The sequence below is a fragment of the Colwellia sp. PAMC 21821 genome (assembly GCF_002077175.1).
Lineage (GTDB): Bacteria > Pseudomonadota > Gammaproteobacteria > Enterobacterales > Alteromonadaceae > Cognaticolwellia.
Window position 1 is genome coordinate 4,549,853 of sequence record NZ_CP014943.1, and the last position, 24,154, is coordinate 4,574,006.

14 protein-coding genes are annotated in these 24,154 nt (G+C 38.4%); 4 read left to right on the forward strand and 10 right to left on the reverse strand.

Annotated elements, in window-relative coordinates; all coding sequences use genetic code 11:
- Positions 1 to 6: 6 nt before the first annotated feature.
- Positions 7 to 768 carry a class I SAM-dependent methyltransferase gene (locus A3Q33_RS18995; protein WP_081181437.1) on the reverse strand — a complete coding sequence of 254 codons (762 nt, stop codon included), beginning with the start codon at positions 766 to 768 and terminating at the stop codon, positions 7 to 9.
- A gap of 84 nt (positions 769 to 852) precedes the next feature.
- On the opposite strand from A3Q33_RS18995, the gene gloB reads away from it, so the two are divergent.
- Both gloB and A3Q33_RS19005 read left to right on the forward strand, forming a co-directional pair.
- Positions 853 to 1,638 carry a hydroxyacylglutathione hydrolase gene (gloB, locus tag A3Q33_RS19000; protein ID WP_196798122.1) on the forward strand — a complete coding sequence of 262 codons (786 nt, stop codon included), beginning with the start codon at positions 853 to 855 and terminating at the stop codon, positions 1,636 to 1,638.
- 80 nt (positions 1,639 to 1,718) lie between these two features.
- The gene (locus A3Q33_RS19005) at positions 1,719 to 3,371 is read left to right on the forward strand and encodes a lytic transglycosylase (RefSeq protein WP_081181441.1); all 1,653 of its coding nucleotides are present in this window, start codon (positions 1,719 to 1,721) and stop codon (positions 3,369 to 3,371) included.
- Positions 3,372 to 3,605: 234 nt separating this feature from the next.
- Here the strand turns inward: A3Q33_RS19005 and A3Q33_RS19010 are convergent, their stop codons facing one another.
- Positions 3,606 to 4,796, reverse strand: a complete 1,191-nt coding sequence (locus A3Q33_RS19010; RefSeq protein WP_231295731.1) for a PA0049 C-terminal domain-containing protein — start codon at positions 4,794 to 4,796, stop codon at positions 3,606 to 3,608.
- A gap of 354 nt (positions 4,797 to 5,150) precedes the next feature.
- On the opposite strand from A3Q33_RS19010, the gene asnB reads away from it, so the two are divergent.
- Complete coding sequence (gene asnB / locus A3Q33_RS19015; protein WP_081181443.1) at positions 5,151 to 6,815, forward strand: asparagine synthase B; 1,665 nt, start codon at positions 5,151 to 5,153, stop codon at positions 6,813 to 6,815.
- Between the two features lie 169 nt (positions 6,816 to 6,984).
- Positions 6,985 to 7,743, forward strand: coding sequence for a hypothetical protein (locus A3Q33_RS19020; protein WP_081181445.1), 759 nt, complete (start codon positions 6,985 to 6,987; stop codon positions 7,741 to 7,743).
- A 110-nt stretch (positions 7,744 to 7,853) separates the two neighbouring features.
- Here the strand turns inward: A3Q33_RS19020 and pyrD are convergent, their stop codons facing one another.
- The 8 genes from pyrD to pepN all read right to left on the reverse strand — a co-directional run bounded on the left by pyrD (position 7,854) and on the right by pepN (position 24,148).
- The gene (gene pyrD / locus A3Q33_RS19025; protein WP_081181447.1) at positions 7,854 to 8,867 is read right to left on the reverse strand and encodes a quinone-dependent dihydroorotate dehydrogenase; all 1,014 of its coding nucleotides are present in this window, start codon (positions 8,865 to 8,867) and stop codon (positions 7,854 to 7,856) included.
- Positions 8,868 to 8,962: 95 nt separating this feature from the next.
- A complete protein-coding gene (locus tag A3Q33_RS19030; protein ID WP_081181449.1) occupies positions 8,963 to 13,804 on the reverse strand; it encodes an NAD-glutamate dehydrogenase in 4,842 nt (1,613 codons plus the stop codon).
- 259 nt (positions 13,805 to 14,063) lie between these two features.
- Entirely contained in the window at positions 14,064 to 16,382 is a 2,319-nt protein-coding gene (locus tag A3Q33_RS19035) for an efflux RND transporter permease subunit (protein ID WP_081181451.1), read from the reverse strand.
- A gap of 5 nt (positions 16,383 to 16,387) precedes the next feature.
- Positions 16,388 to 17,389, reverse strand: coding sequence for a WD40/YVTN/BNR-like repeat-containing protein (locus tag A3Q33_RS19040; protein WP_081181453.1), 1,002 nt, complete (start codon positions 17,387 to 17,389; stop codon positions 16,388 to 16,390).
- A 216-nt stretch (positions 17,390 to 17,605) separates the two neighbouring features.
- Positions 17,606 to 18,994, reverse strand: coding sequence for a DUF1329 domain-containing protein (locus tag A3Q33_RS19045; protein ID WP_081181455.1), 1,389 nt, complete (start codon positions 18,992 to 18,994; stop codon positions 17,606 to 17,608).
- Positions 18,995 to 19,015: 21 nt separating this feature from the next.
- Positions 19,016 to 21,061, reverse strand: a complete 2,046-nt coding sequence (locus A3Q33_RS19050) for a DUF1302 domain-containing protein (RefSeq protein ID WP_081181457.1) — start codon at positions 21,059 to 21,061, stop codon at positions 19,016 to 19,018.
- A gap of 308 nt (positions 21,062 to 21,369) precedes the next feature.
- Positions 21,370 to 21,585 carry a DUF2835 domain-containing protein gene (locus A3Q33_RS19055; protein WP_081181459.1) on the reverse strand — a complete coding sequence of 72 codons (216 nt, stop codon included), beginning with the start codon at positions 21,583 to 21,585 and terminating at the stop codon, positions 21,370 to 21,372.
- Positions 21,586 to 21,592: 7 nt separating this feature from the next.
- A complete protein-coding gene (gene pepN, locus A3Q33_RS19060; protein ID WP_081181461.1) occupies positions 21,593 to 24,148 on the reverse strand; it encodes an aminopeptidase N in 2,556 nt (851 codons plus the stop codon).
- Positions 24,149 to 24,154 lie beyond the last annotated feature (6 nt).

Consider the following 24,154-nt stretch of genomic DNA (forward strand, 5'->3'; position numbering starts at 1 on the left):
TATTACTTATTTATTATCTTGCTTATTTGTTTTTCTTGATGAATTCATTGTGGGGACTTTTACGGGTTCAAAGCGCGGTCTAAGTTGCCACTTTGCTTTAATCGGTGTTAAAGGTAGTACCCGTTTTTTTGCCACAATAACATACACTGAGCCTAAACTTGGAAAGAAGCGTGACGCTATATTATGCCAATGGTTACTTAATACCCCCTGCGTTATTTGCCCAGATAATGTTGAATGTAAAAACCGCTGATCAAGTTGTATTTCAAAGCCCATTAAATGTAGCCAATCTTTAACACGCATGGGTGAAAATAATCTTTCATTCCACGGGGTTTTATTACGTCTGTAGGGTATAAATTGATTAAGACCAGCTAAACTAAAAGGATTAAAACCTGTGATCACTAAATAGCCGTTCGGAATTAATACACGGTTAGCTTCACGCACAACATGATGAGGGTCTAATGAAAACTCTAATGCATGTGCCAACACACAAACATCAATACTGTGTTCTAGTAAGGGTAAATCATCAATTTCAGCAACCAAATCACCGTTTCCGAGTTGATTACTTAAGGTTAATTGATGTTTAATAGGACTTTCTGTGCTGTCAACTTCACCACTTAAGGCACCAATTTTTAGCAAATGATAACCAAAAAATTTTGACCACCAAGGTGCCAGTGTTTGATTAATATTCGCAACAATGAGCTCACCATTGGGTAAATGCTGCCAAGATGTTGGATAATCAGGATGCCTAAACGCGAGTGCTGGCTTCATTATATTAAACAGTTAAAAAAATCAGTATAATCATATCTTCAGTATACTCAGGAGCCACACATGCAGCAAACTCAAAGTACCACTATTATGAAAGTTTCCATGATAAAGGCCTTTTCAGATAATTATATTTGGGCAATTTCATCAAACACAAGTCAAAACATGGCCTTAGTCGACCCAGGTGACGCCAGTGTTTGTATCGAATTTATAGAGCAGCAACAATTACAGTTATCAAATATTTTGATCACGCATCATCACGCTGATCATGTTGGTGGTATCAACACACTGGTTGAATATTGTAAAAACAAGCAATGGCCATTGACCATTTATGGTCCAGAGAGTGAAAACATTCCACATTGTGATGTAGCGCTCAATGACAGCCATACCGTAAAGTTAGCAGATTTAGGCTTTGAATTTTCCATTATTGACCTGCCAGGACATACCAGCGGCCATATTGCTTATTTATCGCAAGACAATTTATTTTGTGGCGACACTTTATTTTCTGGCGGCTGTGGCAGACTGTTCGAAGGTACACCAAGTCAAATGCTCTCATCATTAGAAAAGCTTAGTGCATTGCCTGAGCGCACGCACGTATATTGCGCACATGAATATACTCAAGCTAACCTTAACTTTGCCTTAACCGTTGAGCCTGGTAATAGCGAACTAGTTCATTATTACAATCAAGTGTTACAAAAACGCGAACAAGGCATAGCGACTATTCCAACATCTATTATGCTTGAAAAGAAAATCAATCCTTTTTTACGGTGCCATGAGCCTAGTTTGATGACAAGCGCTAGTGAGTACAGTGAAGTTAAAGTTGAGGATAAACTGAAAGCCTTTACCATTATTCGCGCTTGGAAAGACATTTTCTAAGGCGTTTTTTATCGCACAAATCTTGAATATCAGCACTAAATAAGTGACACTGGCGCCAAGTAAATTTAAAAAGACATTGCATGAAGTATAAAACCTTATCTATCGCAACCGTACTCTTATTGTCCGGTTGCCAATCAATATCAAATCAGAACGAATCGAATAAACTTGAAGCTAACTCAGGAAAACAAGTACTTATCGACGTAGCTTCATCGGGAGAAATTAATCAGGCATTGCTGGTTGATGAAGCCATTGACGTAATTCATCCTGTTGCCGATGGTAACGTGGACCTTGGTAATGACGATCAAGAAAGCTACTTAACCGATGATGTTTGGCAAAGAATTCGCAGTAAACTACAGTTTTCAATACCGGATAATCCTCGTGTTGCTAGTCAAAGGGCTTGGTTTGTTAAACACCCCACTTATTTAACTCGCGTAGCAAAACGGGCTGAGCCGTTCTTGTATTACATCGTTGAAGCATTAGAAGCAAACGATATACCCATCGAAATTGCCTTGTTACCTATTGTTGAAAGTGCGTTTGACCCTTTTGCTTACTCCCATGGCCGAGCCTCTGGCATGTGGCAATTTGTACCTGGCACAGGCAAACGTTTTGGCATGAAACAAAATTGGTGGTATGACGGACGCAGAGATGTTGTGGCTTCAACCCAAGGTGCTATTAAATATTTAAAATATTTAAACAAATTTTTTGATGGCGATTGGATGCTAGCATTAGCAGCATACAACTCCGGTGAAGGCCGAGTAAGACGAGCGGTTAGAAAAAACCAAAAGCAAAACCTTCCTACCGACTTTTGGTCTCTAGATTTACCAAAAGAAACGCGCGCCTATGTGCCGAAGTTATTAGCGTTAGCTGACATCGTTAAACGTAGCGATGAATTAAAAATTAAATTGCACGAAATTGATAATAGCTCGGTGATCACACAAGTTGATATTGGTTCACAACTTGATTTAGCCAAAGCCGCGCAATTAGCCGATTTAACTTTAACCGAGTTACAACGACTTAACCCTGGCTTTAACCGTTGGGCAACCGACCCTGACGGACCACACTATTTATTGCTACCCAACCATAAGATTGCGACATTTGAACAAGGTTTAGCAAAATTAAGCAAAAAAGAGCGCTTAGCTTGGCAACGATATAAAATTAAAAGTGGTGACAGTTTAGGTAAAATCGCGCAACAATTTAATACCGAAATTGATTTGATCAAACAAGTAAATAACGTTAAAGGCAATCAGATCAGAGCCGGTAAGTTTTTATTAATACCTGTCGCTACCGCTTCTTTAGATAGTTATTTGTTATCTCAAAATCAACGCTTAGCAAAAACGCAAAATAAAGTACTGGCTGGTGAAAAACGTATTCATATCGTGAAGTCTGGTGATACTTTATGGGACTTAAGCCGTACCTATAATGTTTCTACCCGTAGCATTGCAAAATGGAACGCCATGGCACCTAGAGACACGATTAAGCCTGGACAAAAACTCGTAATCTGGCAAAAAACAGCGGTTAAAGAATTAACCATAAATAGCCTAACGCCCGGTGAAAAAGCGATAATTCGCAACATTAATTATCGTGTGCGCAAAGGTGATTCTTTTGCCCGCATCGCCGACAAGTTCAATGTGTCTATTAAAGATATTGAACGTTGGAATAGCCTTAATCGTGCAAAGTATTTACAACCAGGACAAATGCTAAAATTATCGGTGGATGTCACTAATAATATTTAGCACCATGCTTTAATATATGTATTTATATCACGATGATTTCAGATTGAGCTGGAATGTATTATACCAAGTGAATTAATCGTTATTAATTGCAGAGTAAAACAAAAAAACGCTAACTTAGTTAGCGTTTTTTTTGTGTTGAAATAATTGAAATAAAGTATTGGCTAAGTCTTAAATTATTTTTTAGCTATTTTTTATTGTTAAGCTTTTTATTGCTAAAAGTTTTTAACTTAACCGTTATAAGCCTGCAACACCTTGGGTAATCATGTTTTTCGTTTGGTTAACAATATCCATTAGCGCTTGTTGATCAAAAGCTTTAATACGCGGGGTATGAATATGACCAACCGGTAACATTAAATTATATTTATCTCGCAGTAATATACTTCGGTATGAAATTTCGTTCGAAAGATACCCTCCACCCGACCCGCCAACTGAAGTTTGGCTTTGTATATCGGCCAGTGTTTCAGCATTAAATGTGCCTCCAGGGACCGTCGATATTTTTCTATTATCATTAATTTGATATTTACCTGCGCCCTTTAACATCGCCGATACTGGCAAGCTAAATTCAACAAACTCAGGCCCTTGCAAAGCAGCATTATTTAACTCAGGCACTATGGGGTTATTTTTGCTGCCACCTGTTAATACATTAAGGTTATCTGGCGCATTGGCACTGCGTCTTAATGCCGGATAGCGTTCTAAATCAAAGTTGTCTCTACCCATACTAACCGTTATCACCATATCAACTGATTTTTGCTCAATATAAGGGCTTATAAGTTCTTCTATCATCCCTTGATCGAAGTCAGCAAAACGTACAGGCATGATTAACACTTCAATTTCTGCACTTTGCCCTTCAATACTCACCACGAGATCATCTAAAGATAACGCTACAACGCCAGAAGGGTTACTTTGGTCGATATGCCTATCAAGAAAAAAGGGGTCGAAACCGGTAAGTAATATTTTCTTATCGGCTTTTTTATCAAATTTTACATCCATTTGACCACGAGATAATAACTCAAGGGTCCAGAGTAGTTTATTCTGCTGATTTTCAAATAATTCGGCAAAAGTGTTTGATGAACGTAACGCTTTACTCATTTGTAAACGCGCCCAATATAAGGGTCTATCGTCAAAATCATTTAATTCATTAAAGGACTTTTTAGCATCTAACCAGAGACCTGAGCCATGACGAATAACTAATTGTGTCATAACTGTATAGTTCGTTGCTTGATTTAGCTGCGCACTAAATTTATCAACGCGAGTCGATAACCTTGCTGCAACATTAGGCATGGCTTTAAGTGCCTTACTAATGCGTAACTCTTCTACTGTTGATTCAACAGCGTTAATGACTGCGCTATGAGCAGAAACATTTAAGCCAAGCGTTATTGCAATGACAAAGGCCTTCATTCTTATATTATTGACAGGTTTCAACATTTAATGCTCATAATTATGATTAAAATATAAATAAATAGCGAAAAAATCTTTTATTTTCATTGATATACTATTTTAAATTCATGGATATACTAATGTATCTATTTGATTAAAACTAGCGATTATTGTTGCAGTAAAATCAACGATTATAGGTTTTAATCAAATTAGAGTAAAAATACTATTGATTTTTTGTCAAATACTGTCAAAGTGTCAGTACAGCACTACTGCTGAGTGATAATTTTTTCTGTAAACATCATCATGTTTACTTCGATAAAATTTCGTAATACGTTTTAGCAAACATGCAAAAACGTATTCATCCAACAATTTCCATTAAAAATATAAAGGGGTAGCACTTCAATGTGTTCGATATTTTGTATATTAGATATTAAAACAGGTGCAGACGCACTTCGTCCAAAAGCTTTAGAATATTCTCGCTTACTTCGTCATCGTGGTCCAGATTGGTCTGGTATCTACAACAATGACAATGCTATTTTAGTCCATGAACGCCTCTCAATTGTCGATACTGAGCATGGCGCACAACCATTATATAACACGGATAAAACAAAGGTTTTAGCTGTTAATGGTGAAATTTATAATCATAAATCTTTAGCCAGCCAACATACGCCTGACTACCCTTTTCAAACCGCTTCTGATTGTGAAATTATCATTCCAATGTTTGAAAAATTTGGTAGTGACTTTGTCGATAAACTTCAGGGCATGTTTGCCTTTTGTTTATACAATGAAGTCGACAATAGTTACCTAATTGCTCGTGATCACATGGGCATTATTCCACTTTATACTGGTTATGACGCTGAAGGTAACTTCTATGTTGCATCTGAAATGAAAGCATTAATGCCAATCTGTAAAACGGTAGCTGAATTTCCTCCAGGTCATATATTAGATAGCCGAGTAGGCAAAGTTGAAAAATATTATCAACGCAACTGGCAAAAATATTCAGCTATAAAAGATAACAATACCAGCAAAGAAAAAATACGCGAAGCATTAGAAGAATCTGTTAAAAGCCATTTAATGACCGATGTACCTTACGGTGTATTGCTTTCTGGTGGTTTAGACTCTTCATTAATTTCTGCCATTACGCAAAAGTTTGCTGCTAGACGTATTGAAGAGAACGATCTGTCTGAAGCATGGTGGCCTAAAGTGCATTCTTTTGCCTGCGGTTTAGCGGGTTCTCCCGATTTAATCGCTGCAAAAACTGTTGCTGACAGCATAGGTACAATACATCATAGTGTTATCTTTACCGAACAAGAAGGTATCGACGCACTTAAAGAAGTTATTTACCATTTAGAAACTTACGATGTAACCACTATTCGAGCTTCTACTCCGATGTATTTAATGGCAAGAAAAATAAAAGCCATGGGTATTAAAATGGTACTTTCTGGTGAAGGTGCTGATGAAATATTTGGTGGTTATTTGTATTTTCATAAAGCGCCAAATGCTGAAGAGTTTCATAACGAATTATTGCGTAAACTTGATAAATTGCACATGTTTGATTGTCTACGTGCAAACAAATCTATGTCGGCTTGGGGCATTGAAGCACGCGTACCATTCTTAGATAAGAACTTTATGGATGTGGCTATGCGCATTAATCCAGAAGATAAAATGTGTGGCAATGGCAAAATGGAAAAAGCTATTTTACGCTCATCTTTTGAAGGTTACTTGCCGAAAGAAATATTGTGGCGTCAAAAAGAGCAATTTTCTGATGGTGTTGGCTATTCGTGGATCGATGGTTTAAAGCAACATGTTGAAGCGCAAGTAAGCGACCAACAATTAGCGAGTGCAGAGTTTAAATTCCCATTTAATACACCAGATACTAAAGAAGCCTACTATTATCGTTGTATTTTTGAAGAAAACTTTCCGTTAGCATCTGCTGCTGAATGTGTACCTGGCGGAAAATCAGTCGCCTGTAGTACACCAGAAGCACTAGCATGGGATGCGAGCTTCGCTAACATGGCGGATCCATCAGGCCGAGCTGTGCAAAGTGTTCATAATGATAGTTACTAACACTCTATAATTAAGATACTTTATTGCACCAGAAGAAAAACCGACTTATTAGTCGGTTTTTTTGTACAAAATATACGAAATATTATAAAGTTACTGTTAACTGTAACTTATATCTAGACGATTAATTTTAATTCAATAGATAATATCCCATTGTTAGTAGGACGCTCTCTTGTCAAAACGTGAAGAACCTGAAATTCCAACGATTAATATCGACCAAGATCAAGTTAAAATAGTGCGTGAACCTGTGACTAAAACACAGAAAGCCGATAATGTCCGCACAACACCAAAAGCGACAAAGTCATCTGCTACTTTGCCAAAAACATTATTAATCTTAATGCCTTATATTGCGTTAGCGGGCACGGCTTGGTATTTCTATCAACAGCAGGTTAACGTTAACCATGTATTAGAAACAAGCGCGGGACGAATTCAACAGCTAGAAAACCAATTATCAGCTACCGGTGAAGAAATGGGTGAGTCTACCATTGCTTTAAAAGTTAAGTTAGAAGCGATCAGTGAAAAAACAGAACTGTTATTATCTGAGATGGATAAGCTTTGGGCGTCAGCTTGGCGAAAAAATCAACAAGAAATTAAAGCGCTGAATTCACAGAGTATAAAAATATCTCAACAACAAGATAAATTCGAAAATACCGTTAGCTTACAAAATAATTCAATCAGTGATTTAAAAGATAAGATCACCGCAACTGAGTTTTCAATTAACGCGGTCTCCGAACAAATGATTGCTGTGAGTAGTTTAAAAGCAGAACTCAAAAAATTATCATCAGAACTTAATACCTTAGAAGCTAATTCAAAAAGCCGTGATAAACAGCAGATGTTTACCGCAACTACAGTCAATGAATTTGATACGAGCTTGCAGTTACTCTTAGAGCGCATGGAGCGTCTAGAAGCGATATTAGCGAGTAAGTCTTAGCTTATACCTCCCCTCTGCTGATAATAGAAACGCCAAATCAATATCAAAAAGGCCGTCCACTGAAATAAGTAGACGGCCTTTTAGTTTTAAATAATTTTTATTACTAGGTGCTATTTTAAAGCCTGTGCAATATCTTTAATCAATTGCGGACCTTGATATATAAAACCGGTATACACTTGTACTAAGTTAGCCCCTGCATCCATTTTTTCTTTAGCATCAGCACCCGAAGCAATACCGCCAACACCAATAATGGGTAATTTATTATCAAGTGCTTTTGCCAGTAATTGAATTACTTCAGTACTTTTTTCTTTCACCGGTGCTCCACTTAAACCACCTTGCTCATTCCCAAAAGGTAAGTGTGATACTTGGTCTCGAGCTAATGTAGTATTGGTGGCAATGACCCCGTCAATATTATTGGCAATTAAACATTCTGCAATAGAGTTTACTTCTTCTGCATTTAAATCTGGGGCAATTTTTACTGCAACAGGTACGTATTTACCATATTGTTCTGCAAGTGCCGTTTGTTCAGCTTTTAACGCTGATAACAATTCGTTGAGTGCATCACCATATTGTAACGAGCGTAAACCAGGTGTGTTTGGTGATGAAATATTTACCGTAATGTAGGTGGCAAAGTTATAAACCTTACGCATACAATGAATGTAATCATCCTTAGCTTGCTCATCAGGTGTATCTTTATTTTTACCTATATTGATACCTAAAACACCGCTGTACTTAGCTTTTATAACTTGGTCAACGAGGTAATCAACGCCTTTATTATTAAATCCCATTCGGTTAATAATAGCATTAGCTTCCGGTAATCTAAAAATTCGTGGTTTATCATTACCCGCTTGTGGTCGCGGTGTTACTGTCCCTACTTCAATAAAGCCAAACCCCATGGCTTCAAAAGCTTTAATACATTCACCATTTTTATCAAGCCCTGCAGCTAAACCAACTGGGTTAGGAAAATTGATCCCCATAACTTCAACAGGTTTATTTGGTATGGTTTGCTTATAAAGTCTATTGAGCGGCGAAGCGCCGGTTGTTTTAAAGCCTTTAATCGTTAACTCGTGAATTACTTCTGGGTCAAATTTAAAAAATACTTTACGAATAGCTGAGTAGAACATAATACCTCTTTAATTAAACTTAATATTGCCCGTGCGAGAAACCGAACTAAACTTGGTGACAAAAAAATCCCCGCTCATGGCGGGGATCTTAACACTTATTTCACTGGGTCACAGTGCAAACTTAACAACATTAACTCTCGTAAGGCAACCGAGAACTTAGCAAACTCATGCGTTTTGCCAATTCTAAAGTCAGCCAAAATATGCTGCCAGCGCTCAAGCGGTTGAGCGCTTTCTACTAGCCAAGTTTCCAGCATTTTGTCAACGTCAGTAGAGTCTTTATTGCCACGCAAGATCACAGAAGTCAGTGAACGTTGCTGCCAATCTAGCTCTTCTCTGAATGACGCTCTTGCAAGCGCTTGCCAGTGGTTAGAAACCGGTTGAGAAGTTATTTGGTCTAAGAACCAATGTAAATCTAATCTAGCACCGAGTTTGAAGTAAAGGTCTGTGGCTAATTCAGTCGATATAGCTTCAGATTTTGAAATTTCAGCAATGTCCATTACAGAGAACAAGGTGCTCAATAATGATATTCTTAATGCAACCGAATCAGGCACACCAGCTTTCACTAAATCACTTTCCACTCGTTTAATCTGCGCAGCTTCTTTTTCAATCATGTAGCTCGTAATATTGCTTGAAAGCTCTGCAAATGTTTCATGATAAAACGCAATAGATTGTGCAATATTAAACGACTTATTACGATGACGAAGGAACCAACGCGTAGCCCGACGGACCGTTCTTCGTAATTGAAAGAGCATTTCTGTTTGAATAGAAGTAGATATTTTATTATCTAAGTCGCTGATTTGTTTCCAAACATCTGAAAGTTCAAATACCGCACTCGCCATGGTATAACAATTGGCGATTTCTGAAGTAGTTGCACCTGTTTCTTCTTTCATACGGTGCACAAAATTAAAGCCCATATCGTTACCAATGTTATTGGCTAATTGTGTCGCTATAATCTCTGCACGAAGCGGATGATCTTGCATTTGAGCACTGTAACTAGCTTGTAACTGCTTTGGAAACGCTTCAATGAGTAAACTTTGATGATATTCGTTGTCGGTAATTTCAGGACAAACAAGCTCTTCTTTAAGGACCATTTTACTGTAAGCAAGTAGCACGGCAAGTTCAGGACGTGTTAGACCTTTACCTAATGCTAAACGCTCAGCAATTTCTTCATCTGTTGGGATAAATTCTAACGCTCTAACTAGCTTGCCAGAACGGTCTAATTCACTAATAAATTGCGCTTGTTCTTTTAACTGCCCGCCGCCACGTAATTCAGTGATAGACAATGAGTGAGTTTGACGATAACAATCATCAATAACGATTTCACCTACTTCGTCAGTCATGTCATAAAGAATTTTATTACGCTGCTTAACAGTTAAATCACCGTTTTGTACTAAGCCATTTAATAGAATTTTAATGTTCACTTCGTTATCTGAACAATCAACACCGCCAGCATTATCAATCGCATCAGTATTAATTCGGCCACCTTTAGCGCCAAATTCAATACGGCCTAACTGTGTAAAACCTAAGTTACCGCCTTCACCCACGATTTTAGCTTTAAGTTCTGCACCATTAATACGTAAGGCATCGTTTGCTCTATCGCCCACTTCTAAGTGTGTTTCTTTCGAACCCTTCACGTAAGTACCAATGCCACCATTCCATAACAGATCAACCTGCATTTTTAATATGGCTTGCATTAACTCAAGTGGTGACATGGTTTGCTTTTGCGTGCCAAGCATTTTTTTAATTTGTGGTGTTAACTTAATTGATTTTGATTGGCGACTGAAAATAGCACCACCTTCAGAAATTAAGTCTTTATTATAATCATCCCACGTACAACCTGGTAAATTAAATAAACGTTCACGTTCAACGTATGAACTGGCTGCATCAGGTGTTGGATCAATAAATATATGCATATGGTTGAACGCAGCTTGCAAACGAGTATGCTTCGATAACAACATACCATTACCAAATACATCACCCGCCATATCACCTATAGCAATACAGGTGAAATCAGTTGTTTGACAGTCAACATCCATTTCGCGGAAGTGCCGTTTAACCGATTCCCATGCACCTTTTGCCGTAATACCCATAGCTTTATGGTCATAGCCGACGCTACCACCTGAGGCAAAGGCATCACCCATCCAGAAGTTATATTCGTCAGAAATAGCATTCGCGACATCTGAAAAAGTGGCCGTACCTTTATCGGCTGCTACCACTAAATAAGGGTCATCTTCATCTAAACGAACAACATTAACAGGAGGTACAATTTCACCGTCAATAATATTATCGGTAATATCTAATAAACCACGAATAAAGGTACGGTAACATTCCTTACCAGCTTCAAAAATTTCTTTTCTATCTCCGTCAGGTAATTGCTTACAAACAAAACCGCCTTTTGCGCCTACAGGTACAATAACCGAGTTTTTAACTTGTTGTGCTTTCACCAAGCCTAACACTTCTGTACGGAAATCTTCACGACGGTCTGACCAACGCAAACCACCACGAGCAACTTTACCACCACGTAAATGCACACCTTCAACTTGAGGTGAGTATACAAAAATCTCGAATGCTGGCACAGGTTGTGGAACATCAGAAATTTGTGAAGGTAATATTTTAAATGAAATGTATGACTTTTCACCTGTTACTGGGTGTGGCTGAAAATAGTTAGTACGAATCGTGGCATTAACCATTTCGACAAAGCGACGGATAATACGGTCATCATCTAAACTAGCAACACTGTCTAAAGAAGCCTCAAGGCTCGTATGAACTTTCTCAAGCGCCTTTTCATTTGACTTTTTACTTGGTGTAAAACGTAATTTAAAAAGCTTAATCAATAGTTTTGCGATACTTGGATAGCGCGCAAAGGTATCTTCAATGTAACTTTGACTAAAAGTACCACCAATTTGACGTTCATATTTGGCATAAGCACGTACAATTGATACTTCACGTCCGCCCAATTCAGCACCTAAAATTAAACGGTTAAAACCATCGTCTTCTAACTCTCGTGACCATACTTTTGCAAAGGCGTCTTGGAATAAGCTTTGAACAATTTCTAGATTGAATTTACCTTTGCCAGTTAGTAGCATTGAGAAGTCTAAAATCCAAAAAACTTCTCCGTTTTCGGCTTTTACTGCATATGGGCTTTCACCGATAACACGTAAACCAAAATTTTCTAACATAGGTAAAACATCAGACAAATGTAATGGTTCGCCCGAATGGAATAACTTTAATTTTACAAAGCGGCTGTTAGCGTCTTCTTCTTGCGGTTGATAAAACAACATTTCAAGTTGATTATCTTCAGATAAAGCTTCAAATTTTTCGATATCTACGATTGCAGTACCAGGTAAAACTTCATCTTTATAAGCTTGTGGAAAGCTAGCATATTTTCTACTTAATGCTTTACCTTTAGCTTCGCCTTTATGCGAGTTTAATGCATCGGCTAAATTATCATCCCAGCTGCGTGCAGCATGGTTTAAATTCTTTTCAATTTCTTTCACATTAATGTCTGCTTTTGTCGAATTAACTCTAACGATATAGTGCGTTCGCGCTTGTGCGGATTCTGAGAAGTAAGTCGTAAACTCAACTTCTTCATCGCTGCCTAATGCTTCTTGTAGCAATTTTTGAGTGTTAACACGTAACGCGGTGTTGTAACGTTCACGTGGCACATAAACCATACAAGAGTAAAAGCGGTTGAAAGCATCGCGGCGCATAAACAAGCCGGAATAGTCACGCTCTTGCATTTGAAAAATACCCATAACATTTTTCAATAATTCAGCAGGTGAACTTTGTAAAATTTCATCTCTTGGATATGTTTCAAGGATATTGATCAATGCTTTATAAGCATGGGTGCCAATGGCAAAACCTGAATCGTTACAAACACCCATAACTTTAGATTTAATTAAGGGTAAATCCAAAGCGCTATTAGTATAGTAAGCCGAACCAAATAAACCAACAAAACGCTCTTCGCCAATAACATTACCTTTGTTGTCAAAGCGCTTAACACCAATATAATCTAAGTGAGCTGGGCGATGTACACGCGATTTAGCATTAGTTTTTGTTAAAACTAATAGGTTTTTACCTAAGGCAATTTCCCGCGCTGACTCACTTAAACCAGACATAAGACGTTCTTTGGTACCGTCATACTGGTTCATTAAGCCTAAGCTAGATTCAACATCAGCCGATAGGGCCATATCGCCTTCTAATGTTTTAACATGATAAGCGCGGTAACCTAATAACGTAAAGTTATCTGCTAACATCCATTCTAAAAAGCTAACACTGTCTTTGTGCTCTGCTTCAGAGCAAGGTAATTTAGCCTTTTTCACCTCGTCAATAACACTACGCAAGCGTGCTTGCATTGGTTGCCAATCGCTTACCGTTATGGCTATATCGCTGACGACAGAGTGTAATTCTTTAGCGATATTTGTTAATACTTTCGCGTCATTCTGACGATCAATTTCAATAAAAAATACTGTTTCGACCGACGTTGACTTGAACGACTGATCAACAGAAGAAGAAAGCTTAGTGATATTTTGACTTTTATCACGAACTATTTTTATTGGTGAGTTCAACATTAAATGCGGTGTTAGGTTTAATCGACTTAAAGCAATACGCACAGAGTCGACTAAAAACGGCATATCTCTCACAATAATTTCGATGATGGTATGGCTAGATTTCCAACCATTTTTTGAAACCTGTGGATTAAACACTTTAATCACAGGTTTATCATCTTGATGGTCGTTTAATGTATTCCAAAGACTTAGCGTGGCACCATACATGTCACTATCATTTCTATGATCAAGATCTAAGGTTGAAATATTTTTATAAAGCAACTCTGCAAATTGCTTCACAAGCGGAGCTGTTGCCGCTGGAACTTTTTTTTGTATTAACTGTGCTACGTTCGAAAGTATCACTGAAGGTAAACCGTCTACTAACGCCATGCCTTTTTCCTTTTTGGATAAAACGCTTGAATAATTACTAATTTTTGAGTCTTGTAAAAGAATAGACTATAAACTTGATCTTATTGATAAACTCGGGCGATTGCGAGCACTATTTTAGATGCATTACTTTAAAAAGAGCTTATTTATGTAACAGACATGAAAACATTCAATTGTTTATTCATAAGTTATAAATAGAAAATGACCTTTCGGCCATTTTCTTGTTTATTTATGCATATTTATACGATCAATTAATTACAATTTATTTTCGCTCAGGCCATAGAAACGCTGCAATAGCTGGTAATACCAGCACTGCTGCAATCATATTAACTAAAAACATGAAGGTTAATAATATGCCCATATCAACTTGGAATTTTAAATCAGAGAAAAACCAGGTTGAAACACCTATAGCTAAAGTTACTCCGGTAATTAAAACTGCACTACCACGCTCTTTAAGTGCGTCAAAATAAGCACTTTGTACCGTAGCACCATTTCTCAGCTTAACACTCATAGTAGACAGGATATAAATACCGTAATCGACACCTATACCCACACCTAATGCAATAACAGGTAGCGTTGATACCGTGAGCCCTATATCGAGCGCTGTCATCAACCATTGTGCAAGCGTTGATACCACATAAAGTGGCACAACCACGGCAATTGTTGCTCTTAAGCTTCTAAAGCTCAATAAACATAAAATGATTACCGCACCATAAACATAAAGCATCATAGGGATTTGCGCTGCTTCTACCGCTTCATTGGTTGCTGCCATAACGCCGACTGGGCCTGATGCAAGCTTGAAAGTTAAATTGTCATTGCCCAACTCGCTAGCAAGCACTTTAACTTCATCAACTACTCTAGTGATTGTTTCGGCTTTGTGGTCTTCTAAAAATAAAATAACCGGCATTGCACTACAGTCACTATTGAGCAACCCACTTGAAGAAGGTACTCGAGCAATTGATTGCACTAAGGTTTGTGGATTACGCGATAAAACACGCCATTTCGGGTTACCTTCGTTATAGCCCGCGTTAACTATTTTTGCGATAGACGCCAAACTAACAGCTGACTGTACACCTGGCACATTTTCCATCCGCCATTGAAATCTATCAATAGTGTCCATACGGTCGTAGTAGGTACAGGCATCTGCGGTCGTTTCGACGATAATAGACATATAATCGACGCTAATGGCATATTTATCAGTAATTAAGAAGGTATCCTGATTGTATCGTGACTCTTCATGTAACGACGGTGCACCTGCATGTAACTCCCCTATTTTCATATTTTGGGCATTAATATATCCAACAATATAAAGTACGGCTGTTAACGCTAAGATAACCATGGCGACCTTACGTGTCGCAAATGTAGACATAAGATGCCAAATGCCATCGGCACCAGAGGACTTTTTATCTGGTGTAGTTTCTTTACTTTTTGGCACTTTCATATAAGAAACTAACAGTGGTAATAACACCAAGTTAGTTAATATGATCATAGCAACACCCAGAGATGCCGTTATGGCGAGCTCGCGAATAATGCCTATATCTATAGACAACAAGGTCATAAAACCTACGGTATCTGAAAGTAATGCTATACCGCCTGGAACTAACAAAACTCTGAAGCTTAATTGTGCTGCTTCCTTACTGGTTTTGCCACTGTTGACCATTTTGGAGACGGAGTTAATCATTTGCACGCCATGACTAACACCAATGGCAAAGACTAAAAAGGGTACCAATATCGACATAGGGTCTAAGCCAAAGCCGAGTGTCGATAACATACCTAACTGCCAAACAACGGCAATCAAGGAACATGTAATAGGTAAAATAGTTAAAGCAAGTGACCGACAAAACCAAAAAACCATCAAAGTCGTGATGGCAATAGCGATCGCGAAAAAGGTAACTACCCCTTTTGCACCTTGGGCTACATCACCCACCATTTTGGTAAAACCAATAATGTGTATTGATATTTTACCATTTTCAAATTCACCACGAATTTCATTTTCCAATTGTCCGGCGAGTACGATGCTATCGAGTTTTTCTCCGGTATTGGGGTCAATTTCCATCAACGAGGTTTTCACCATGGAGCAACTATAATCGTCAGCAACAATGCTACCAACTATGCCAGCTTTTTCAATATTGCCCTTTACAATCGCTAGACCTGCTTCATCGGGTTGAAAGTTGGCAGGAATTACCGGCCCTCCCGCGAAGCCATCTTCTACAATTTCAACAAATCGCGTACTGGGTGAAAATAAAGATTTGACCTGAATTCTGTCAACACCCGGAATAAAAAACAGTTTGTCATGCACGCCTTTTAAGGCCTTAAAGAATTCAGGGTTGAAAATATCATCACTGGTATCACACACTGAAATTAAAACGTTATTTGCACCACCAAAATTCTCCCTATGCTCAAGATAGGTCTTCATATAACTGTGGTTCAGTGGAATATGTTTGGTAAAGGCGGCATCAAGTTTAATTTGTGTTGCTTGAAACAACAGAAATATACTGGTCAGAAGAAAAAATACCAGTACAGCTAATCGACGGCGAAAGAGTGTTGCTTCTACAACATTAATAATAGAATTAAATTTCATGACAGTTACTTCGTTACGTTAATAGTTTTGATGCCAACATCAGAGACGGCAATAATCTTATTCTTATACCAAACACCTGCAATAAGTGCTTTACCATCTTTTATAATATGTTTGTGAAACGAAGCACCATCATCTCGGCTTTCTAACAATACCCCGTTATTTCCTAGTACAAATATACGGTCATCATCAGTAAGTACAATAGCACTTAATAGTGCCGTTACATGGCTATCAGTTTCCTGCCATGGCGTACCATTACGTAAACTGCGAAAAATATGCCCGCGTAAACCAACCACAAGTAAGTTGCCTATTTGCGTTCGGTTTATATCGTAAAATGACCCTGGATATATCTCATCAAGCTTCTCCCAGTTCACCCCAAAGTCATTGCTTTTAGCAATCAGGCCAATTTCCCCAGCCAGATATAAAGTACGACCATCGGCCACCACGCGATTAAAATGTGGCAAAATACTACTTTGTTCATCTAAATATGCTTTTTCGTCTTGCAGTTTAAGTTCTGCTAAGTACGCTTGATCTTCAGGGAAAAGAAATTCGTTATGATATTCAACTTCCCAATGTTTTCCGCCGTCAAGCGTTCGATAAAACAGCCCGTAAGCGCCAATGGCAATGCCACTATTTTCGTCCAAAAATAGTACATCCAATAATGGTTTCTCTACGTTTGGTAGATGCTGCTGTATTTGCCAAGATCTACCAGCATCTTTTGAAGATAAAATAGTTGCATCATGACCTACCGCCCAACCATTAAATTCATCGATAAAATAGACCGCGGTTAATGTCACTTGTAACGGTACTTTAGCTTGTTGCCACTGAACACCATCAGTGGACACTAGAATATGACCGCGTTCACCAACAGCGACTAATGTGGACTCATTAACTTTTGTAATATCAAGTAAAAGTGATTTGCTCGCCAAAGGTGCAATTATCGCGTCTTGCGGTTGCGCATTGAGAATAGGAATAGTAAGAAAACTGAGTAAAATAACGAGAAGACGCATAATTAACTATATTAGCTCCATTTATTTGGACTAAGAGGCCTACATGCCTCAAATTGATATATTAAGAAGAGTTAGCCAGAATAATATCCAGCACGTTCAAATTCTCCTCCATCTTTAGTTTAGCTAAAATCAAGAGGAATTAAAATTAAATAACCGATTGTAAACTTTAAAACAAAAACGGCTAGCACCAGCCAGCCGTTTTATCAAAGTATTGACTTATCTTCGCCCTTCACGACGTAATGCTGAGGACGTAAAATCAACGTCTTGTAAATCAGCAGAGAAGTCATACATACTTGCTTCATTATCTAGTCCCATCGCAATATAACGACGAGATTGCAAGTCATGAAATACTTCTAAAGTTGACCATTGGGTAGGTACTTCATAGTAATTAATGCCATGAGCAACACCAACACGATATAATTCATCTCGGTTATCATAAATATCGGTAACCGCTACTTGCCAGCTATCTTCATCGATATAAAATACACGTTTTTTATACGTATGTCGCGTATCAGATTTTAAGTTAGCTTCAACCACCCATACACGATGCTTTTCATAGCGCACGAGTTCAGGATTAATATGACCCGGTTGTAAAATTTGATCATATTTCAAATTATCGCTGTGTAAACGATAGTCGTTATATGGGATCAACAACTCTTGCTTGCCTTTTAATGTCCAGTTGTAACGGTTAGGTGCACCATTAAACATATCAAAGTCATCAGTTGTTCTTAAACCATCTGACGCTGTACCTGGTGCATCATATGCAACATTTGGCGCACGGCGAACACGTCGTTGACCCGTGTTATAGGTCCATGCTTGGCGAGGTGTTTTTATTTGGTCCATCGTTTCATGAACTAATAAAGCTGTACCAGCTAAACGTGCTGGCTCAGTAACTTTTTGCTTAAATTTGAACAAAATATTAGTTTTTTGAAGCTCTTCAGCTTTAACACCTTTAACGCCATACGGTATAAGTAATTGGTCGTCAAACCCCATGTAGGTATAATCACCTGACGCCGTTGGTGCAGCTTGACCACCTTCACGAACAATTTTTTCACCGCGATAGCGTAATATATGGTTCCAAATAGCTTCTAAGCCATCTTTTGGTACTGGAAATGGAATACCAACAGCTGCTTGAATAATACCATTACCGCCTTCAACTAATTCTGTTCTCGTCGCATTGTCCAAAGTCGCTTGATAAACATGCTCTGGATACGAAGCCGAACGACGAGATTGGTAAACACTCATCTTGTATGTATCAGGATAAGTTTCAAATAACTTAATTTGGCCTGGCGTTAATATACTTTTATATTCTGCAAGATTCTTAGCCGTAATGGTATACATCGCTTTATCGGCAGCAAAAGGGTCAATATGATGGTCGCCTACTTTATAGCCTGCTGGTGCTGACTTAATGCCACCGGTCCAAGCTGGAATAGAGCCGTCAGCATTCGCTGCACGTACCGCACCAAAAGGGGTTAACTCTTTTTCTAATTTAGCAGCGTCTTGCTGACTAATTTTTGCAGCAGCACCGCTTGATGCTAAAGCAACGGTTACCGCCATTGATACTAGCGTTACCTTTTTAAAGGTATTTTTAAAAATATTTCTCATGAAAGTAATCCTCATACAACTTTAAATTGAATACTTGACGTTAAATGATACGTAATCTCGATCTTCCATTTGGTTAGTAGTACCTACGCCACCAAAGAAACTGTTAAAGCTCAAGTCAGCAGACCATCGGCTTTGGTAGTCGAAACCTAAACCTAGCGATACTGACTTCCTATCTTCAACAAACAAGAATAATGGATCCGGTGTAATACCGTTAACATCATGTGAAAACACAATTTTTGGTGAAACGTTTATACCGGCAAAGACATTGTTATAATCTAGTTTACCAACAAAGCGATAACCCCATGCAAACGCAGTAGGAAATGGGTTCGTTTCTACACCGTCTTGTAAGGCCATTTCTAGGCCTTCTTTACCTGCAACACCACCATTTCTAGCAGTACCAGGACCATTTAAACGTAAAACATCTTCATCAGGCATGTCCTGAATATCGATGGCGCCCACTTCAAGTAAAGTTACAAATTGGCTTGCACCTAATGTTGGCCCCCAAAGATGAGTTAACGTCATTTGCGCTTGTAGTGTGTCAGACAAAATATAACCATTTGCACGCGTACCACCCGCAAAAACCGGCATTTGTGAAATACCATCTAGCTCATCACGACCTAAGTCATTCGCTAACTGTTGTGGCATAGCAGCAAATAGCAATTCAACATCATCTATTTGTAATGGTTCGTCTTGACGGAAAGTGACTTCACCGGCTACAGAGGTTGTACCTATAGCGGTATTAAAGCTCAAAGCATAAAGCTTAATATCTTCAATATAATCAAGTTCAACGCGAGAGAACGCTTTTAAATCTGTGTAATTGTCATGAGTAATTTCAGTTGAAACTAACATACCAACATCATGCGCTAAAGCAGCACCGGTAAAGTCAGCTGTAATACCCGAAAATACAGGACGACGACTATGGTAATTCATGTGATACAAGCTAATTTCAGTATCGTTTAAAGCCGGTAAATACCAAGAAAGTCGTAAACCATATTGGCCACCGTCTTCTGGATCATTCTCGGCGCCAGCTTCACGTAATGTTAACTTAGTTGGAAAACCGCCAACATAGGCGCCACCAGCATTAGCTATCGGTACATTACCGTTTAATATTTGTGCTCTTAAGCCATTTAAATTAGTAATTACTGAATCAAGATCCATATCTGGATTACTAGCAAAATTTAATTGTACATTGTTAAAATGACCGCCGTCACCAGCAAAGTCATTGGTTGAGAAGTAACTACCTGGTGCAGGTAAAACTGTTTTTTCCCAGCTATATTGATAAAACATTTCAACGTTAAAGGTTTCTGTGACCCCTAGTGACGCCCAAACAGCACCAAAAGGAATAAAAGCTTCTTTTAACTCAGCACCTGGCGCTTTCAAACGTGCAATATCCACCGGGTTCAGTTCACTGATACCGTGGGATATTAACGTACTTTCACCCCAACTGATCACCTGTTGACCAACACGAACAGAAAAAGGCATTTCACCAAGATCAAAATCACCGTAGACAAAAGCATCTAACAAACGAACATCGCGACACACTTGGTCACGTGCTTCATCGTCGCGACAAGGGTCATTAACTACGCCAGAAGTTGGGTTAGTCCACGCTCTATCGCCGTCCATCATTTCAAAATCGTAAAAATACATCGCGCGACCAAAAAAACCTAAGTTTTCATAACGCACGTCAAGATCATGTGAGCCTTTGATCAGTTTTGAAAAGCTGTCACCCGAGTTATAATTTAGATTACCGTTATCGCCGTTGGTTGAATACCCACCGGCGCCATCCCAGACTGTAGAAGCACTTGGATTAGCATTTAGAATTGGATGATATTGGCTAAAATCAAAGCCATTGTTTGCGTTATTAGATTTACCAACGTTATCATTCCAGTTTCTGTCTTCTACGCGCCAGCTTGTACCTGCTGAAAATGTAGAATCAAAACTGATATCGAAGTTACCTAACTGAAAGTTTTTTGCCTGAACATTAGCACTTGCTAGTGTTATCAAGGCGGCAGCTATACTCAAAGCTAATGGTTTTTTTTGTAAAACGTTGCGAAGGTTTTGTTTCATATTTTATCTCCCCAGATGTGATTCTGCATTTTTATTTTTATATGCCATTTACATGGTATGAAACAATAATTACATCATTTTGACCCAGTGGCAAGTGCTAAAACCTTTGTTAAAGCCCTTTATATTAAAGACTTGAAACAAATCAATTAGCAATAACAATAAGGCGTTTAAAACACTTGTTTTAAACGCCTTATCTTAATATGCTGCAATCTTCAAATAGTGAACAGAAATGGCAGCCGTCATACTATATGTAACTAGCTTACGACATCTTTAAATGGTCAGACCACTGTTTAAAGCAAAAACTCTAATCAAGATATTTTATCTAAAGACAAAAACTTATTGTTTTGCGTTTGTAAACAAAAATGGCCTTTTATGCCATTGCTCGTTAAATATTTTCGCAAATGCATTGCAGGAAACTCTACTTTTATCCCCTGCTCTGACCGCACAATAATAGATTGAATTTGCCCCTGATAATAGGGGAGATATTCTTGGCTAGTAATAGTCAAATTAAAATAGTACTTCATACTTTCCCTACGGTGCTAACGCAGCATCAAGCTTTTCTTTTAAATCCTTAGAAAGCTTAACTTGCTTAGAAAATTGTACAAGTTTGGTTTTAATCATTGTTTGTCTGTGCTTATCAAAAGACTTAAATTGTATCAGTGGCGTAATTAATCGCGACGCTACTTGTGGGTTAATATCGTTTAGCAGAATTAATTGGTCAATTAAAAACTGATAACCACGGCCACTCGCACAATGGAAATAACGAGGATTGTTGGCAGTAAAAGCGCCAACCAATGATCGAGCTCTATTAGGATTTTTCAAACTAAATAAAGGATGTGCGATAAGCTGAGTTAAATTTTCATAGATAGACTCATTATTAACACTGGCTTGAATCGCAAACCATTTATCCATGACCAATGAGGTATCACGCCATTTCTGTTCAAAACCTGCCATCATATCGCTAAAGTTTTCATGATGATGTTTTGCGGCACAATTAAGCACGGCGAGGCTATCTGTCATATTATTTGAGCGCTGGAACTGTGTCGTTAATAACGCTTGTTGATCACTGAGTGTGCTCAAATAAGATAAACAAATGTTTTTTAATGCTCGCTTGCCAATCGCAATACCATCACTCGCATAATCAACTTGTATATTTTGCTGATACTGCTTCAAAAATAACGGTGCTAGGGCCTGCGCTATACTTTGCTTAACGCTATCAATGGCGTCAAGTAAAGCGATAGGGTCAACTTCCTCAATGTTATCAGCTAACTCACTAAAGCTCGGCAGTGTTAATTGCTCTGCTTTAAATGCCGCAGATATATCGGCAGTTAATATTTCTCTAAACGCCTGATAGAGGTTTTCAGGTAAACTTGAGCTCGGTTGTTGCATTAACTGTGTGATATATCTTGTCAGCAATTTTTGTCCAGCATCCCAACGACAAAACTCATCATTGGCGCGGGTCATAATACATTGAAGCTCTTCATCCGACTGCACAAACTGTGTTTTAACTGGCGCAGAAAAATTCGTCAATAAAGCCAAAACAGGTTTCTGGCTATAACCTTTAAAAGTCCATGTTTGTGATTGTTCAGTCAATTGTAATAACGGCGATTGAATTTGCTGCTCGTCTAACGATATTAATTCAACGCCAACGGGTATATGTAATGTAGGTTTTTCACCATTAGTTTGGACTAAGGTTAATTTATATTCAGACAAGTTCGCATCGAAGCTTTCGCTAATATTCAATAGTGGTGTGCCTGCTTGTGTATACCAGTGTTTAAACTGACTAAGATCAACCCCTGAAGCATCTGCCATGGCGTTGATAAAGTCGTCGCATGTCACCGCCATACCGTCAAAGCGTTTAAAATATAAATCTAAACCTTGTCGAAACTTTTCAACACCTAGCAATGTATGGATCATACGAATAACTTCAGCACCTTTTTCATAAACCGTTAAGGTGTAAAAATTATTCATTTCAATTACTTTTTCAGGTCGTATAGGATGTGCCATAGGGCCAGCATCCTCGGCAAACTGCAGCGAACGTAATACACGCACATTTTGAATACGAGTGACGGCAGCAGAATGCATATCAGCACTAAATTGCTGATCTCTAAATACCGTTAGCCCTTCTTTCAAGCTCAGTTGAAACCAATCTCGGCAAGTCACCCGATTACCTGTCCAGTTATGAAAATATTCGTGGGCAATAACCGCTTCAACATTAAAATAATCAATATCGGTTGCACTGGTTTCATCAGCTAAAACAAATTTACTATTAAAAACATTGAGGCCTTTATTCTCCATAGCCCCCATATTGAAAAAGTCGACGGCTACAATCATGTAAATGTCCAGATCGTATTCGAGACCGAAGGTATCTTCATCCCATTTCATCGAATGTTTTAACGATGCCATCGCATGATGTGCTTTATTAACATTGCCTTTATCTACAAATATTTCCAAGGCAACATTACGTCCAGAGCTAGTGTTATAACTATCCTTTAACACATCAAAATCACCAGCAACTAAAGCGAATAAATAACAAGGTTTAGGAAAGGGGTCATGCCATTGCACAAAATGCTGACCGTCAGCTAAATCGCCTGCAGCAATTTTGTTACCATTTGACAATAAATACGGAAATTGCGCTTTATTGGCAATAACTTTGGTCGTAAATGTTGCCATAATATCGGGACGATCAAGATAGTAGCTTATACGCCTAAATCCTTCCGCTTCACATTGAGTGCAATAGGCATCACCTGACTTAAACAAACCTTCAAGTGCGCTATTTTCAATAGGATTAATTTCGGTAACAATTTCTAAGGTGAATACTTCCTTTTCTATCGCAATCGATAGACTAGAATCGTCAACTTTGTATTGTTCAGTTGAAAGTACTTGCTCATCTATAGCAACTGATATTAACGTTAAATGCTCTCCGTCTAACACCAATGGTTGCTCATTCGCCACGACGCGCGACATTTGCATGCGATTAGTCACACGTGTTTTAGTCTCATCAAGCTCGAAAGTGAGTGCTACGGTAGAAATAGAAAAGTTTGCTACGCTATAATCAGCTAAATAGCGTGGAAGAAAATCATTCATGCGTAT

What these genes read in the sequence shown, in the direction of transcription:
- asnB (WP_081181443.1), top strand. Translation starts at nt 5,151, where the DNA reads ATGTGTTCGATATTTTGTATATTAGATATTAAAACAGGTGCAGACGCA.
- A3Q33_RS19050 (WP_081181457.1), bottom strand. Translation starts at nt 21,061, where the DNA reads ATGAAACAAAACCTTCGCAACGTTTTACAAAAAAAACCATTAGCTTTG.
- A3Q33_RS19040 (WP_081181453.1), bottom strand. Translation starts at nt 17,389, where the DNA reads ATGCGTCTTCTCGTTATTTTACTCAGTTTTCTTACTATTCCTATTCTC.
- A3Q33_RS19035 (WP_081181451.1), bottom strand. Translation starts at nt 16,382, where the DNA reads ATGAAATTTAATTCTATTATTAATGTTGTAGAAGCAACACTCTTTCGC.
- A3Q33_RS19005 (WP_081181441.1), top strand. Translation starts at nt 1,719, where the DNA reads ATGAAGTATAAAACCTTATCTATCGCAACCGTACTCTTATTGTCCGGT.
- A3Q33_RS18995 (WP_081181437.1), bottom strand. Translation starts at nt 768, where the DNA reads ATGAAGCCAGCACTCGCGTTTAGGCATCCTGATTATCCAACATCTTGG.
- A3Q33_RS19045 (WP_081181455.1), bottom strand. Translation starts at nt 18,994, where the DNA reads ATGAGAAATATTTTTAAAAATACCTTTAAAAAGGTAACGCTAGTATCA.
- pepN (WP_081181461.1), bottom strand. Translation starts at nt 24,148, where the DNA reads ATGAATGATTTTCTTCCACGCTATTTAGCTGATTATAGCGTAGCAAAC.
- pyrD (WP_081181447.1), bottom strand. Translation starts at nt 8,867, where the DNA reads ATGTTCTACTCAGCTATTCGTAAAGTATTTTTTAAATTTGACCCAGAA.
- A3Q33_RS19010 (WP_231295731.1), bottom strand. Translation starts at nt 4,796, where the DNA reads ATGTTGAAACCTGTCAATAATATAAGAATGAAGGCCTTTGTCATTGCA.
- A3Q33_RS19055 (WP_081181459.1), bottom strand. Translation starts at nt 21,585, where the DNA reads ATGAAGTACTATTTTAATTTGACTATTACTAGCCAAGAATATCTCCCC.
- A3Q33_RS19030 (WP_081181449.1), bottom strand. Translation starts at nt 13,804, where the DNA reads ATGGCGTTAGTAGACGGTTTACCTTCAGTGATACTTTCGAACGTAGCA.